The organism is Mesorhizobium sp. CO1-1-11 (assembly GCF_020164995.1).
Taxonomy (GTDB): domain Bacteria; phylum Pseudomonadota; class Alphaproteobacteria; order Rhizobiales; family Rhizobiaceae; genus Mesorhizobium; species Mesorhizobium australicum.
In genome coordinates, this window is sequence record NZ_JAIUHE010000015.1 from 127,559 (window position 1) to 143,045 (window position 15,487).

15 protein-coding genes are annotated in these 15,487 nt (G+C 61.4%); 9 read left to right on the plus strand and 6 right to left on the minus strand.

What is annotated here, in order from left to right:
- The first annotated feature begins 346 nt into the window (after positions 1-346).
- From LB554_RS19120 to LB554_RS19135, 4 genes are all read left to right on the plus strand, one after another.
- Entirely contained in the window at positions 347-1,438 is a 1,092-nt protein-coding gene (locus LB554_RS19120; RefSeq protein WP_224586218.1) for a flavodoxin family protein, read from the plus strand.
- Positions 1,438-2,292 (plus strand): alpha/beta fold hydrolase, encoded by an 855-nt coding sequence (locus LB554_RS19125; protein WP_041163351.1) that lies wholly within the window; start codon positions 1,438-1,440, stop codon positions 2,290-2,292. The genes LB554_RS19120 and LB554_RS19125 overlap by 1 nt, the downstream gene beginning before the upstream one ends.
- Positions 2,293-2,520: 228 nt before the next feature.
- Positions 2,521-3,195: a LysE family translocator gene (locus LB554_RS19130; protein WP_140715602.1), complete on the plus strand. Its 675-nt coding sequence runs from the start codon at positions 2,521-2,523 to the stop codon at positions 3,193-3,195.
- 28 nt (positions 3,196-3,223) lie between these two features.
- Entirely contained in the window at positions 3,224-3,700 is a 477-nt protein-coding gene (locus LB554_RS19135; RefSeq protein WP_224586220.1) for a GNAT family N-acetyltransferase, read from the plus strand.
- 171 nt (positions 3,701-3,871) lie between these two features.
- Here LB554_RS19135 and LB554_RS19140 read toward each other — a convergent pair whose 3' ends face one another.
- Genes LB554_RS19140 through LB554_RS19150 form a run of 3 tightly spaced genes read right to left on the minus strand, consistent with a single transcriptional unit; the run spans position 3,872 to position 5,708 of the window.
- Positions 3,872-4,711, minus strand: coding sequence for a hypothetical protein (locus LB554_RS19140; protein ID WP_224586222.1), 840 nt, complete (start codon positions 4,709-4,711; stop codon positions 3,872-3,874).
- Positions 4,708-5,100, minus strand: a complete 393-nt coding sequence (locus LB554_RS19145) for a phage holin family protein (protein WP_015316434.1) — start codon at positions 5,098-5,100, stop codon at positions 4,708-4,710. The genes LB554_RS19140 and LB554_RS19145 overlap by 4 nt, the downstream gene beginning before the upstream one ends.
- On the minus strand, positions 5,097-5,708 hold the full coding sequence (locus LB554_RS19150) for a hypothetical protein (RefSeq protein ID WP_224586224.1): 612 nt from the start codon (positions 5,706-5,708) through the stop codon (positions 5,097-5,099). Before LB554_RS19150 ends, LB554_RS19145 begins: the two co-directional genes overlap by 4 nt.
- 405 nt (positions 5,709-6,113) lie before the next feature.
- On the opposite strand from LB554_RS19150, the gene LB554_RS19155 reads away from it, so the two are divergent.
- Positions 6,114-7,697, plus strand: coding sequence for a M20/M25/M40 family metallo-hydrolase (locus tag LB554_RS19155; protein WP_224586226.1), 1,584 nt, complete (start codon positions 6,114-6,116; stop codon positions 7,695-7,697).
- Positions 7,698-7,762: 65 nt separating this feature from the next.
- Here LB554_RS19155 and LB554_RS19160 read toward each other — a convergent pair whose 3' ends face one another.
- Together LB554_RS19160 and LB554_RS19165 are read right to left on the minus strand one after the other, a co-directional pair.
- Positions 7,763-8,608 carry a manganese catalase family protein gene (locus LB554_RS19160; protein ID WP_224586228.1) on the minus strand — a complete coding sequence of 282 codons (846 nt, stop codon included), beginning with the start codon at positions 8,606-8,608 and terminating at the stop codon, positions 7,763-7,765.
- 179 nt (positions 8,609-8,787) lie between these two features.
- The gene (locus LB554_RS19165) at positions 8,788-9,705 is read right to left on the minus strand and encodes a hypothetical protein (protein WP_224586230.1); all 918 of its coding nucleotides are present in this window, start codon (positions 9,703-9,705) and stop codon (positions 8,788-8,790) included.
- A 359-nt stretch (positions 9,706-10,064) separates the two neighbouring features.
- Between LB554_RS19165 and LB554_RS19170 the strand changes: the two genes are divergently transcribed.
- From LB554_RS19170 to LB554_RS19180, 3 genes are read left to right on the plus strand one after another with little or no spacing between them, the layout of a single operon-like run.
- A complete protein-coding gene (locus LB554_RS19170; protein WP_224586232.1) occupies positions 10,065-11,237 on the plus strand; it encodes a glycosyltransferase in 1,173 nt (390 codons plus the stop codon).
- 2 nt (positions 11,238-11,239) lie between these two features.
- On the plus strand, positions 11,240-12,403 hold the full coding sequence (gene glf / locus LB554_RS19175; RefSeq protein WP_140614620.1) for a UDP-galactopyranose mutase: 1,164 nt from the start codon (positions 11,240-11,242) through the stop codon (positions 12,401-12,403).
- A gap of 34 nt (positions 12,404-12,437) precedes the next feature.
- Complete coding sequence (locus tag LB554_RS19180; protein ID WP_015316426.1) at positions 12,438-12,959, plus strand: ferritin-like domain-containing protein; 522 nt, start codon at positions 12,438-12,440, stop codon at positions 12,957-12,959.
- Between the two features lie 58 nt (positions 12,960-13,017).
- Here the strand turns inward: LB554_RS19180 and LB554_RS19185 are convergent, their stop codons facing one another.
- A complete protein-coding gene (locus LB554_RS19185; protein WP_224586234.1) occupies positions 13,018-14,187 on the minus strand; it encodes a beta-glucosidase in 1,170 nt (389 codons plus the stop codon).
- A gap of 313 nt (positions 14,188-14,500) precedes the next feature.
- Here LB554_RS19185 and LB554_RS19190 point away from each other — a divergent pair, with 313 nt between their 5' ends.
- Complete coding sequence (locus tag LB554_RS19190; RefSeq protein WP_140821167.1) at positions 14,501-15,370, plus strand: MBL fold metallo-hydrolase; 870 nt, start codon at positions 14,501-14,503, stop codon at positions 15,368-15,370.
- Positions 15,371-15,487 lie beyond the last annotated feature (117 nt).

The following is a 15,487-nucleotide window of genomic DNA, read 5'->3' on the forward strand; positions in this document are numbered from 1 at the left end:
GTTCCGTAGCGCCCGATTCCCGGGCAAGTGTACGAACGGCTTCGGGCGCCAGACCGGGGCGCTCAGGGTCTTTCGTCATGACATCCTAGCCTCACGCTGGGGCAGGAGTGCGATGGTCGCTCCCAAGCGTCAACGCCCGGATCGTGCTGCTGACGACCTCTTTGTGTACGCCTTCGTACCGAACTTGGCGAATCAATTCGAAACACGCCGGTTCGGGTGATTCCGGCGCGCCTTGTTTTGTACTCGCCCAAAAGTCCTTGCAGATCATGGCTATCGCGCGTTCGGAACGCCGCGCCTGTTTGCCGCGTTTGAGCTTGGATCGCTTTCCATGCAGAGGTGAAACCCCATGTTCGATTGGCTGAAGCGCGGCGCGCCAGAACCGCGCAAGGGCATGCCCAGCCCCCGCCTGGACGAACAGGCTTTCAAGCGTCGCTATGGCGAACAGTTCAATGATCCGGCGTTCGAGCCCCTGGCCGCCGACATCGAGCGGATAACGGAAGTCGCCTGGCAAGCCTATAGGGATTCCAGAAAGAGCCCGCGGACGCGAAAGGCGGGACATGGCTTTGCCGATCCCGATTACGATCTGGCGGTCGATTGGCTCGAGGCCAGACAAGCAATCGAGCGCGCAAAGAGCATGAATGAACGGAGCAAACGACGCCGCGTCCTGATCGTGAACGGATCGCCGCGCAGCGAGCACACCTGCCCCGGCGAGATGTCCAAATCCTATCGTTTTGTCGAAATCGCCCGGAAGATCTTCAAGGCCGGCGGCGCGGAAGTCGAGATCCTGGATTTGTCCCGGCTGGCCGCCGAATACGGCCGCAAAATCTACCCTTGCAAGGCCTGCTTCTCCACCGCTGCCGCGCTTTGTCACTGGCCTTGCTCCTGCTATCCAAATCATTCGCTCGGCCAGACGCAGGACTGGATGAACGAGATCTATCCAATGTGGGTTGCCGCCCATGCGGTGATGATCATAACGCCTGTCCACTGGTATCAGGCCACCTCGCCGCTGAAGCTGATGATGGACCGTCTGGTATGCGCCGATGGCGGCAATCCCGATCCTAGTTCCACGCACGGCAAGGAGGCGCGGGAGGCGAAGGCGCTGGAACTCGAGGGATGGGACTATCCCCGGCACCTTGCCGGCCGGCTCTTCTCGGTAATCGTGCACGGCGATACCGAGGGAGCCGAAAACGTCCGGCGCTCTTTATCGGATTGGCTGAAATCGATCGAAATGGTCCCGGCGGGGCCGAAGGCCGAACTCGACCGCTACACCGGTTATTGGAAGCCATACGCTACCAGCCACAACGAGCTCGACGACGACATGGACCTGCAGGAAGAAGTCCGAAACGCGGCGCGTACGCTTCTGGCCGCTGCGGTCGCTCGGAAGGAGGGCACTTTCGTCGCCGCTGGACAGTCGCTGACCGATCCTCGGCAAAAATGATGTTCGACGGCTTTAGCCTGGAGATCGTCAAGCTTGCGGATGCGACATTGCGCGTGCGCCATGGTGGGGCTGGCCCGCCAGTGTTGCTCCTGCATGGGCACCCGCGAACCCACACCACATGGCATCGCGTCGCGCCGATCCTGGCAAGACATCACACCGTCATTTGCCCGGACCTGCCGGGGTTCGGGCAATCGTCCGTCCCGGCCGATGCCTGGGAAAGCGCGGGATCTTCAAAGCGGGCAAAGGCCGGCATTTGCGTGGCTCTCATGCACAGGCTTGGTTTTGATCGTTTCGCCGTCGCCGGGCATGACCGTGGCGCCCTTACCGCGTTCAGGATGGCGATGGATCATCCTGCCAGTATTTCGCACCTTGTCGAAATCGATGGCATTCCGGTCCTTGAGCATCTGGAGCGTTGCGACAGCCGCTTCGCGACAGAGTGGTGGCATTGGTTCTTCTTTGCCCAGCCAGACAAGCCGGAGCGCGCCATCAATGTCGATCCGCAGGCCTGGTATGGCGGATCGGCCGAGGCGATGGGCAGAGAAAACTTCGAGGACTATCAGGCGGCGATCAGCAGTCCGCATGTCGTGCATGGCATGCTGGAAGACTACCGGGCCGGGCTCACGATCGATCGCCGGCACGATGCGGAGGATCGCGCCCGAGGGCTCCGGGTCGAATGCCCAACGCTTGTCCTGTGGTCGCTGCGCGACGATCTTGAACGGCTCTATGGTGATGTGCTGGCGATCTGGCGCCCATGGGCCCGGCACCTGCAGGGCCGAGGCATCGACAGCGGCCACCATGTCGCCGAAGAAGCTCCGGACCTGTTGGCAAAGGCGATCCTGGACTTCCTTGCTTGAACAGCCGCTGCCGGATGACACGCAGCGTTCGTTCCCCGGGAACAAATCTCCCGTTGGAAAATTGTGACGCCGAGGAGAATACCGGATGCTCCGGCCGGAAATATCGCCTTGCGACGGAGTTCTCATCGAGCAGGGGCTCGCCATACGGTTTGACAAGGCCGGCTAGACGGCGCCAGGGGCGATCGCGTCGGCAAGGATGTCGCCGCTTGCCGGGACAGGGGGCCAGCATTGAACGCACCAAATAGGCTTGGGCCAAGGAGGTGTAAGATCGATCCCAATCTGTGGTTCGCCTTTCTCGGCACCGTGATCCTGTTGCAGATGCCGCCTGGGCCCGACAGCATGCTGGTCATGGCACGTGGCATCGGGCAAGGCCGTGGCGTGGCGTTGTTCACGGTCGTGGGAATGACATTGGGCGCAGGCATGGTGCAACTGCCGCTGATCGCCCTGGGTGTCTCCTCGCTCTTGCGTGCATCGCCATTGGCATTTGACGCGCTCCGTTGGGCTGGAGCAGCCTATCTTGTCTGGTTGGGCATAAGTTTGCTCTCGGACACGAAAAGCGATCTGGATCTCGATTGCGTCAAGCGCGTCGGGCCGCTCGCCGCGATACGGGAAGGTATGATAGCCAACCTCATCAATCCTTGGCCCATGACTTTCATGATCGCTTTCCTGCCTCAGTTCGTCGATCCGAACCGTGGCTCTGTCTGGTTCCAGATGCTGATGCTCGGCGCGACCCAGAAACTGACTGGCGTCTTGGTCCTGGGGACCTATGCGGTTGCTTCTGGTGTGCTCGGCGAATGGGTCATGCGTCGACCCCGCGTGCGACTTTGGCAACAACGGATAGCCGGCTGCTTCATTGTCGGCCTTGGCATTCGAATGGTTGTGGGCGGCGGGGCCGGCAAGTGAAACGAAAGTCTCCTCCGCAGATCCAACCATGACAAGATCGAAGCAGGTTTCAGGCTGGGCATGTTCAGCGAGCCGCGCAGCACGGAAGCCGGATCTCCTGATCGAGTTGGTTGAAACCGGCGGGGATGCCAAGGCAGAAGCTGGCGCTGCGCTCTATCGCTACAATGTGGCCAAGTCCGGCGTCGCGGATCGAATGCCGATCGGCGCCATAGTGCGGGATGCCTCGGGAAAGGTCGTTGGGGGTTTGTGGGGCAGGACTGAGCTTGGACTGTTGTTCCTGGACATGTTTTTCGTGGCTGAGGATGTACGAGGAAAGTCGTATGGCAGCCGGCTCCTGTCAGCCGTTGAAACAGAGGCAAGAAAGCGTGGCTGCGCGCGCGCCGTGGTCGAGACCAGCAGCTTCCAAGCACCTGGCTTCTATGTTCGCCACGGATACGAGGAATTTGGCAGGGTTGAATTTGGCATTCCTGGCGCGGCGCGCGTCTTCCTGCGAAAAGAGCTCTGAAAATTGGCGCGACAACCCTTTGGCGAGCTGTTGTATCGAAGGCGGCGCTTCATTCGAAGCGCCCGATCGTGGTTGCTGAAGTGGCGGAGCCCCCACTGCCAATCGGGTTGAAGCTCCCGCCTTGCCCTGCAAGAATCGCGCACATCGTTACGGCGGCTCCAGCATCCTCGGCTAGGATTTTTGTTCCGACGGGGGAGAGATCCGTTCCCGTAGGGACTGCTCCGTCGTGTCGGCGGCGGACTTGACGATTTCACCAATCTGGTCGGCCACCGTGCCTGCTTGCGTGTCCTGCCGTCCAGCTTGCTGCTTGATTGTCTCATAGGCGTCCGCGGCAACCTGCTTGGCCTGATCGAGGCCTTGCTCGAGCATGGTCTCCGAGGTGTTGCGAAGCTTCTCGCCATAGCCGCCCAGCTGCTCATCCTCCATTGCGGTATGGGGCAGCATGGCGCCTATCGCGGCGCCGATGGCGAGACCGACCGCCGCAACGGCGAGGGGCTGATCGTTCAACAGTTCCTGTGCCGAGCGGCTGGCTTTCGCAGCCATGGCGCCAGCCGTCGATCCTGCGCTGGCGGCGTTGCTCGTCAGCCCTTCGGCGACGCCGCTTGCTGCGCCCGATATGGCTGCGCCAGCGCTGCTTGCGGCCGACGTGAGCGATTCAGCGGTTCCGGAGAGCGTGCTGCCCAAGCCGCCGCCCTCCGCCTCGTCACCCCCGCGGGGCGGGGTTGGCGCCGTATAGCCGGCCGGGCGACGGCTGCCGTTCGACGGACCGCTGCCCAGCATCAGCCAAGCCAGACCGGCGCCCACCATGGTCACGGGCAAGGGATTGTCCCTGACCTGCGTTCTCAGGTTGTTGAGCATTGCCGAACTCTCTCCTCCAGAGAAGATGCCGGTGAATTCGTCCAGCAATTGTCCCGGTGTCATTTTGCCTCGAATGGATTCGGCGGTCTCCACCACCCTGGCGCGCGCGGCCTCGGCCTCGCGTTCGAGTTCGGCTGCGGATTTCTCGGTCATCTCACTTGTTCCTTGATCACAGTCGCGTCGCGCCTGAGCTGTTCCTGGGTTCGGTCGGGAGTAAGTTCGGAAGGCGCCATGCTTGCCATGCCGGTGCGCAGCAGAATGACGCCAAGAATTGCCACCACCACGCCGACCAACAGGGAGGACCACCCGGCCCCCAGCCCTGCCCGCGTCAATGCGATGACCAGTGCCTGAAGCAGCACGAGCAGAGCCGCGAGCAGGCAGATGGCCCCGCCCAGCACCTCGGCGGCGCCAGCTCCCGTCTTGGTAAACTTTTCAGAGAGCTCCGCCCGCAGAAGCCTGGCTTCGGTTTGCACCAGCGTGGTGACGTTTTGCGCCAAGTCGGTCACCAGGGTCGCGAGGCTGGGATTATCTTGAGTGTTCATCTGTCTTGCTCCCCATACTGCGTGGCCAGATCGTCAACACCGCCGCCGAATCCTTGCGCCCCATCGGCCGACCAACCAGCAGCTTCGCCGGTCTGCGAATTTGCACCACCCGAGGCACTTCGAGATGCTTCGGGGCTTCTGGGCGGGGAAGCCTTGATGAACCGACCCAGCGCCAATCCGGCCAGTACAGACCCGGCAAGCAGGACACCGGGGTTTTGCCGGCCGAAGGACTGCACATCCTCAAGCACCTGGCCGAACGGCTTTTGTTTCAACGAGGAGGAAAGCCGCTCCAGCCCGCCGGCGGCGTCCAGGGCAAATTTCGACGCGGTCCTTTCATCATTGTTGGCCAGATGCTCGCTGGCCGCGCGTAACGCGCCGCCCAGCGCCGCCAAGCTTGATCCGATGTCGCGCTGCGTCTCCTCCGCCTTGTCCGAAATAACCTGCGTGGCTTCTGTCGCGTAGTCGCCAGCCTTGCGGGTCAGTCCGTCGCGAGCATCGTGAAGCAACTCGCTCGCGCGCTCCTTTTCCCGGCCAAGTCTGTCGGAGACGTCGCTTGTCGCCTTGTCGAAATCAGTGGGTTTACGGCCCTGGCCGTCATTACGTTGCATGGGTCACCTAGTGAAAACCGAGGAAGGAGAGGACCGCGAGCACGACAACGACGAGGCCGATAAGATAAATGACACCGTTCATGGCACGTTCCTCCTTGGCAGCCCAACTTCATGGACCCTGCGATGTTCCGTCGGCGAAGAGCTTTTTGCGATCCAAGAGCAATGCAGGAAGAACCGGTCCAGAGCGTCGCCAGTCCGTCATCGAGACGAGTTGCCCGGCCCGGGAGTTCCCCTCTGAGCACGAATACCTTCCAAGTGGATTCCACTGAGCCACCGCCGAAGTGCGCTTGAGAGAAATCGCTTGACCAGGATAGGATCCACCGTTCCCACCCGAATGGCAGGATCGCAATGACCCGCAACCCTATCGAGACGCTGTCCAGTCGCGCGCGGCGATGGGCAATCGGGTTGACCGAGCAGAAGAGCATCACCGGCACGGACGGCGAGGCTGCCTTCGGCCCTTGGTTGGCGGCGGAACTCCGAAAGGAGACGGCATTTCAGAACGCGGAGGTCTGGACGATCGAGGTCGGACCCCAGGACGGCCGTCACTGCGTGGCGATGCTCCTGCGCGGCACTGGTCGCTCGACCGTGCTCTTGACCGGTCACTACGACACTGTCGGGACAAGCGACTACGGACAGTTGGAGCCTCTGGCCACTCGGCCCGACGCGTTGACAAAGGCGTTGCACGGTTCCCTCGTCGCCGCGAACGCTCCAGCCGCCATTCTGGCCCACCATGATTTCGCGGGCGGGGAGTTCCTTGCCGGACGCGGTCTTCTCGACATGAAGGCGGGCCTTGCAGCCGGGCTGGCCGTATGCGCCGAATTTGCCGAAAGCGCAAAGCCGGCTGGAAATCTGCTTTTTATCGCAGTGCCGGACGAGGAGAACAATTCCGCCGGCGCCCGCAAGGCGGCGCAGATGCTGCCTGGACTCTGTAAAGAGCGCGACCTCGATTTGCTCGCGGTGATCAATCTCGATGCGATCGCGGATGATGGCGACGGCAGCAAGGGTCGCGTCATCGCTCTGGGAACCGTCGGCAAGCTGCTTCCGGCCGCCTGCGTGGTTGGTGTTCCCACACATAGCGGCTTTCCCTTGAATGGCCTCAATGCCGGCGCGATCGCCGCGGCAATCGCCGCGCGGATCGAATGGGCGCCCGAACTCACCGACATGTGCGGCACCGGACCCGGTACCCCGCCCAGCCTGCTCGGGATTCGGGACGGAAAGACGGGGTATGATGTCACGACACCGCGGACCGCCCATGCCACTTTCAATGTGCTGAGTTATCGCCGGGCGCCCAGTGAGGTGCTCGACCGGTTCGACAGCCTATGCGCCGAAGCGGCCTCGCGTCTTTTACAGGAGCTCCGGCGGCGCGTCTCCGCTCAGCACGAAACAGGTCTGCTGGAGATGGTGCAATCGATCCCGGTCCATCGGTATGAGACTCTGCTGGCGCGTCCCGAAGAACCGGAGCGGATGCGGCTCGAAGCTGTTTCCGCTTCGATCGCCGCCGGCGACCAGCCCCTGCCCGAGAAGTGCCGATTGATAACCGAGCAGGCCTGGGAACTCAGCCGCTTGGCCGGACCAGCCATCGTGACGGGCTTCGGATCCATTCCCTATCTGCCGACGAACCTTTCCGCGCAGCCGGCAGCCGCCAGGCTGCGAGCCGCTGCCGTCGAGGTGGCCGACGAGGCAGCGGCTCGCTATGGCAGCGTGGTCACCTGCGCGGACTATTTCGCCGGGATTTCGGACATGAGCTTCTTTGGCGAAGCGGCCGAGTCCTCCCTCGACGTCGTCGCCCGCAACACACCAGCCTGGAAAGACAGCGTGCGCTGGCCCCTCACGCGAGCCCTGGCCAACATACCGACAATCAACATCGGTCCGTGGGGACGCGATTATCACACGCCGCTCGAACGATTGCATGTCGGCTATGCGTTCGACGTCCTGCCGCAGCTCATTCGCGATGTCTGCGCCAGGATCCTTCGGCCCGACGCGACCTGACAAGTACGAACGGCACAAAGCGGAAGCGGCCCCCATTTGGCCGCCGCCTTCGGCTGCGACTATGACTATTCGGCTGCCTTCCTGTCGAACATCTGCTCGCTCTGCGCACCAGAGCTTGGCCGTGGCGGCGAAAGCATTGGCTCCTCGCCCATCGGTGCGCCGGGCACCATGGAGAACTCGCCCTTGCCGTCCATCGACGGGCCTTCGCTCCAGCGTCCCTGCGCCGGTGCTACACCTTCGATGAAACAGTTGATGAAGGCATAGGATACGTCCTGACGCTCTTTCTCCTGCGGGAAGGAATTGGGCACCGGCAGAGACGCAGTCAGGCCCCCCATGTCCTCGATCGCCGCCAGCCACTGCTGCTGATGCATGGTGTCGCGCGCAATGAGGAATGACAGCATGTCCTTCATTCCGGCATCGTTGGTCATGTTGTAGAGGCGGGTCGCAAGCACGCGTCCGCTTCCTTCCGCGGTTACGTTGGCGACCATATCGGCGGCAAGATTGCCGCTGGCATAAACATGCGAAGCATTGAAGGGAACACCGTTGGAGTTTTCCGGCAGGGCGGCGAGCCCAGTCGACAAGATATGACGGAAATTCATCCCGTTGAGGACAGAGCCGCCGACCGCATCGGACGACACGTCCTCCTGCAGCGAAAGCGGTGCCCCTTCGAGATTGAGCGCGACCGCGGTCGCCAGCATCTCGATATGGGCGAGCTCCTCGGTGGCTGTGTTCAACAGCAGGTCGCGGTACTTGGCCGGTCCACGGCACCCCCACGCCTGAAAGAAATACTGCAAGGCGACACGAATTTCGCCTTCCACTCCGCCTATGGCCTGCTGTAAGGCGCGTGCAAAGATTGGGTTCGGCGTCTCGACTCGAACCGGGAACTGCAATTTCTTGTCGGTGTAATACATGGCTGACTCTCCGTTTGAAGTCAGCCGAACCTCAGCCCGGAAGCATTGTTCCGCCCGGGCAGGCGTTTAATTTGGAAAGAACTGGCAACGGATCGCCTCGTGTCAACGGAACTCAATTGCACGACGACGACAGCCGCTCCGGCCGGTCGAACGCAGTCGTGCCGGCCGGCAGACCAGGATCATGCAACCTTGGAAAACAGAGCCACGTCACATCGGGCCAAGCCGTAGCGCCACCGGTGGTCGGTCGCGGCAACCCGGCTTTGGTAAAACAGGGAAAGCTGGCTGCCTTCGATCATCACCGTTGAATGACCGTTCTCGCCCGGCTGGCCTGGTTCGAGTACCGGGCCTATCGACACGTAAGGTCCGGCAACCTCGTCAGCGACGGCAAAAAACACGCGCTGGCGATTCCCACGAAGGCCATTTGGAAGAAAGCAAGTGGCGTTCAGAAGCACGCGGCCATCCGGCAACTCGACCAGTTGGGCACCTTCTATGCCCCATTCATAGTCGGGGTCCTCTCTCGTATTGTGATGAGGGACATCAGCATGATCGAGGATCTTGCCGATCCGCTTCCACGGCCCGAACCACGAGTCGGACTGGCTGCGTGCAAGATAGATGTCGGGCTGCGGCACCCTGTTGAATTTCGGCATGGCAGAGTAAACGAGATAGCGCCTGCCACCAATGACGGCCGGATGCGGATCGTAGATGCCATCCTCTTCCGTGTCGGGGATGGCGAGAATGGCCGGGCTGAGAACCACCCAATGGAAGCCGTCGTTGGAAACCGCATGCTCGCAGCGGCCCCCGGATTTCATGAACTCGGTCTGGATGAACATATGGAAGACGCCACTTTCGTGGATGACGCCCGGAGCCGCGACCCCGGTCCCGTTGATGGGAAGCTCGATCGCTTCGTGCTCGGTCCAAGGCCCATAGAGGTCGGGGGCCGTGGCGTGCAGGATCCTCCACGTCTCGGTCGTCACCGTCCCGCTTGAGCCGAACACATGCCACAGCCTGCCATCGAAGACGGGGCATGGGTCCTTGAGATCATCCACGCTTTGCGGATGGAACAGCGGAAACACGTTGGTATCGAAGTCGATCTTCATCTTAGCCCCGGAATTTGCCCTTGCCCCGGACCCGCCCAAGCTGCGGGCGAATCAAGTTGATGTCCGGCACATTTTATAGCCAGCAAGTTCAACGCAAATACGGCGAAGGCGGTTCTCCACCAGCAAACTTGGTCGGGGGCAGTTTCGATGACCCGCCATTTGAGACAGCCAGTCTGCCTCCGCGCAGCCGGCGCTTTGCATTCGTCCAATCCGAAGCGGCGACCGAGGCTCTCCGTTTCACCTTGGAACAACTCACCTACCCGAAAGTTAGGAGCTGAAACCGAAGTCTAGTTCTCCCTCATCCCCGATTAACAAATGTTAGTCGAAACATAACCACCGTCTATAAAAGGAATATCTCAATGGAAGCAGCCTTGGGCAGGGTCACCGTCAGTAAACAGGCTGGCAGGCAAAATCTACTGGTTTGCTTCTCTCATTTAAGGTGGAACTTCGTTCATCAACGCCCGCAGCATATCCTCACACTCGCATCCATGCAGCAGAGGGTTGTCTACTTTGAAGAACCTGTCTTTGAAGAACTGCCGCAGCCGCTAATGCGGACGAGCGAGGCCTCGCCAAACATTCTGATTGTGACACCAGTGCTCCCGGTCGGCACGTCGGCCGCGAAAGCAGATGCGACGCAGCGCAGATTTGTTCAGCAGACAATCGCGTCTATGCCGCACAGCCGGCTGATCGCCTGGTATTATACGCCAATGGCTCTCCGCTTCACGGAGTACCTTGAGCCTGACATATGTGTCTATGATTGCATGGACGAACTCTCGGCGTTCAAGAATGCGCCGCCTGAATTGAGGCAGATGGAAAAGGTGCTTCTGCACCGCGCCGATCTTGTTTTCACCGGCGGCCTGAGCTTGTTCGAGACCAAGCGCCACCTGCATCACGCGATCTATCCCTTTCCGAGCAGCATCGACGTGAACCACTTTCACAAGGCCAGGAAGCCGGGAAAAGACCCGGCCGATCAGGCCGGCATTCCTCACCCGAGGGTCGGCTATTTCGGCGTCATCGACGAGCGGCTGGACGTCGATCTCGTGGCCCAGGCGGCGGAGACCATGCCGGACGTGCATTTCGTCATGCTGGGCCCGGTGGTCAAGATCGACGCTGCAAGCCTGCCGCGCGCCGAGAACCTTCACTGGCTGGGCGGGAAAGCCTACCGCGATCTGCCCGACTACCTGCGCCATTGGGATGCCGGCTGGATGCCGTTCGCCCTCAATGAAGCGACCCGCTTCATCAGCCCGACCAAGACGCCGGAGTTCCTCGCGGCGGGGCTGCCGGTAGTCTCGACGGCGATCGTGGACGTGGTGCGCAGCTACGGCGCTGCCGGGCTGGTGGAAATCGCCGACAGCGACGATCTGGAAACCAAGCTCCGCTCGGCTCTTTCGCGACCGCGCCAGATGCTCCGGCAACAAGTCGACGCCTACCTTGCGGATACCTCCTGGGAGCGAACATGGAATGCCATGGCGGCTCACATCGAGCGCGCCCATGAACGCAAGAAAATCGTCCCTCTTCGCAGGAGCGCTTAGCCATGTTCGACTGGCTGGTCGTCGGGGCGGGTTTTGCCGGCAGCGTGCTTGCCGAAAGGATAGCCTCGCAGCGTCACGAAAGCGTCCTGCTGGTAGATCGTCGCGGCCATGTCGGCGGCAATGCGTATGATTGCTACAATGAAGCCGGCATCCTGATCCACCGCTACGGTCCGCATATCTTCCACACCAACAGCCAGGCAATCGTGGACTACCTGTCGCAGTTCACCGAGTGGCGGTCATACGAGCACAGGGTGTTGGCGGCGGTGGACGGGAAACTCGTTCCCATCCCGATTAATCTCGACACGATCAACAGCCTTTATGGACTGGACCTGACCTCGGCCCAGTTGGAGGAATTCTTCGCGTCGCGACGCGAGACTGTGGAGGACGTTCGCACGGCCGAGGATGTCGTTGTCAGCACGGTGGGCCGCGAGCTCTACGAAAAATTCTTCCGTGGCTACACCAGGAAGCAATGGGGCGTCGATCCCAGTCAACTGAGCAAGTCGGTGACGGCACGAGTGCCGACCAGGACCAACCGTGACGACCGCTATTTCAGCGATAGTTTCCAGAAAATGCCGGCCGGCGGATACACCAGGATGTTTGAACGCATGCTCGACCATCCGAACATCAAGATCATGCTGCAGACCGATTTCCGCGAAATCCGTGAGAAGATCCCGTTCAGGCGGATGATCTATACCGGTCCAATCGACGAATATTTCGGGTGGCAGCTTGGGCATCTTCCCTATCGCTCGCTGCGTTTCGAGCACGTCACCCTGGACCGCGAGCAGTTTCAGCCGGTTGCCGTCGTCAATTATCCGCAGACGCAAGATTACACCCGCATCACGGAATACAAACATCTGACCGGCCAGCAGAACGCGCGGACCAGCCTGACTTACGAATACCCGACGGATATCGGCGACCCGTACTACCCGGTGCCGCGAGCCGAAAACGAAGCGCTCTACAAGCGCTACGAAGCACTCTCCGCAACCTGTCCCGACGTGTGGTTTGTCGGCCGCCTGGCAACATACCGCTACTACAACATGGACCAGGTGGTCGGACAGGCTCTGGCCACTTTCGCTCGCATCCAGAAAAGTCTGCCGGAATGGGCGGGCACTGGAAGGACGTCCCTGGCCGGACTGGTGGCGAGTTCTCCCGCACATGGGAGCTGAATTAACCGCGGCAGAAAACAGAAGGAGAATTGCGATGGATACAAACTTCAACTCGGAGAGCCGTTCGATATTCATTGTTGGCTTGCGCAACGCCCATGCCATGGAGAACCAAGCGCTGTCGATCATGAAACCACAGGTCGAGCGTATCGAGAATTATCCTGAGGTGGCTGATCGCTTGCGCCGGCATATTCAAGAGACCGAGGGCCAGATCACTCGGCTCGAGACGGTCCTGGAGGGTCTCGATGAAGAGCACTCGACTCTCAAGGACACGGCCCTGTCGATGGTTGGCAGCATGGCTGCCATGGGACACTCGATGGCAGGCGACGAGATCATCAAGAACAGCCTGGCGAATTTCGCCTTCGAGAACTACGAGATCGCTGCCTACAATTCGCTCCTGGTGCTCGCCGAGGCCGGCGGCTTCCAGGATGCCGAAACGGTCCTCAAGCAAAATCTGAGCGAAGAGGAAGCGATGGCCGATTGGCTTAAGGAAAATCTGAGCGACGTGACCCTGCGGTACGCCAAGTTGCGCGCGGCGGGGGAGACTGCAAAAAGCTGATCCAACGGCCAGGGGCGGCATCCACAACGCCGCCCCCGCCTGGTTGCCGGCCGCTCCTTCAACGCGTCCGGTTTGGTGCGAACAGATCTTGCTGCCGAACCAGTTCGTCCGCGACGGGCTGGCGGAGGCGTCGCGTGCCATCCGCCTGGATGACGGAAAACAATCCCACCTCCGCATGTCGGGAATTATCCCACCCGGGGTAAGCGGTTATCGGATACAGGCAAATACCGTCGATCGGCGCTTCGAGTTTTATCGCCGCACGCACCTCGTCGCAGACATAGTGGAGCCAAGCCGCCCCGCCCGATCCCTCCGAGCCGGTTTCGGCAATGAACATCGGCTTGCCGTATCGATGAGCGACCTCGATCAGCATTTCCGACAGAGCACGGTACTCGTGGTGCCCCATCGGAATGGTCGGTCCATTTATGTACCATTGATTGTGTGGGTAGAAGTTCAGGCCCACGGCGTCGACAACATCCTCGCTGCCGCCCAACTCCGGTTCGACGCGGCCCAGCAACATGTCGTAGGCCTCGAACTGTCCCAGTCGGGCGTTTTCGGCGCGGCGCCGTTCGCCGCGGGTCCGGTCGCGAGGCGCGATGTGGATGAGCGGCTCGGCCCAGACAAATCCGCATGCCGGATCGACCTCCCGCATTGCACGAACACCGGCGATGGCAGCCTTGACGAGGTGCCGCTTGAACCATCCCCGCTTGTTCGGCCCTACGCGCGGGAAATAGCCGACCTCGACGGCCCAGGCGAAGAAGGAGATTTCGTTGATCGGACACAACAGAGGCGATGTTCCGGTTATCGAACGGTACACCCTCACGGCTTCCGCCGCGAACGAGGCATAGGCATCGATGAACTGGATGGACCCCTGATCGACATGATCCGGGGATCCATAATGGAAGATGTCCCAGATGACCTGGACCCCTGCCGATTGGGCTGCCTCGACCATAGGCATCCAACTTGACCAGTCATAGGTTCCAGGAGCGGTTTCGATCAGGTGCCAGCGTAGCCCATCGCGAATGGTGCGCAGGCCGAGTTCGGCGCAGGCCCGGTAATCGCCGAGGGCATGCAAATTATGCGAAGTCGCACGAATAAGGTCGAGGCGGACGCCATCCTTGCGCCGATGCGAGGAGCACTCAAAGCCCGCCATGAAAAAACTGGCAAAGCGCGAAGCTTTCGGAGCCGACTCACCCACTTCGTGCCCGTCCGTGCGTTCCACTTCGTCCATTCGAAGTCTCCTTTGGGCAGTCGGTTTCAAACTCGGCCGCCCTGTTTGGACCGCGAATTGCCTTGGCGAAACGCCGTATCCGATCAGGCAAGCCGCGTTCCATTGCTCAGCTCAGCTGACCCCTCATCCTGCCTGAGCGGGGTAAAGCCGAACCGACTGGCCGAGCCTTTGTTCCGGTGGTCGACCAGCCGCGAGCTGGGTGGCGATTGGCGACATCAGGAACAAGGAGGCTCGAGCCAAGTTCGGGGCGATGTAGCACCGGCGTCGCTTAACTCGACCGGCTGCCCGGCAAACAACAGAGGCACGGGATCACATGACCGTTCAAATTCAACTTTCCGATATCGACCACGCCAGGCGCGAGGATCGTGGCGACGGTGCTTGGAGCATCGCACCGGATCTGGGTTATTTGCGGCTGGCAATCGTCAATGTCGTGTTCTTCGGCGCACCGGGCAGCGGAGACCGGAAATGGGTGCTGATCGATACCGGGTTGCCGACGTCCCGGAGCAGCATCCTTGCTGTGGCGGAGAAGCGCTTCGGGATTGACGCGCGGCCGGCTGCGATCATCTTGACGCACGGCCATTTCGACCATGTGGGAACGGTTCTGGACCTGGCGACTACGTGGGACGTGCCTGTCTTCGCGCACCCGCTCGAGCGCCCCTATTTGGACGGGACCACATCCTATCCGCCGCCGGACCCCTGGGTCGGGGGTGGACTGATGGCGCTGCTCTCGCCGCTATTTCCACGCGGGCCGATCGATCTTGGCAACCGTCTGGAACTCTTGCCGGCCGACGGTTCGATCCCCGGAATGCCCGGATGGCAGTGGCTGCACACGCCAGGACACGCCCCGGGGCATATCTCGCTCTGGCGCGAGGAGGACCGCTCGCTGATCGTAGGGGACGCTTTCATCACCACAGGCCAGGAGTCGGTCTATGAGGTCGCCGTTCAGGATCTCGAGATGCACGGTCCGCCACGCTATTTCACGCCGGACTGGGATGCGGCGGAAAGATCGGTGAAGCGCCTGGCCGCGCTGAAGCCGCAGATGGTCATCAGTGGACATGGGGCGGCGGCGGCCGGCATGGGCATGCGTCAAGCTCTTGACAGCCTGGCTGATCGGTTCACGGAGTTTGCCGTGCCGCCGAAAATGAAATTCGTGCGCGAGCCGGCGACGGTTCCAAATAGCTGAGCCTGTCCGAGCGCAGCGCTCTGCTGCGGTTCTCAAGATCTGTCAAAAACGCGCCGGCTTTGCCGCCCGGGCGGCCCAAGACGGGCGGCGGCGGAACAAACGCCACGGGCGCCAGTT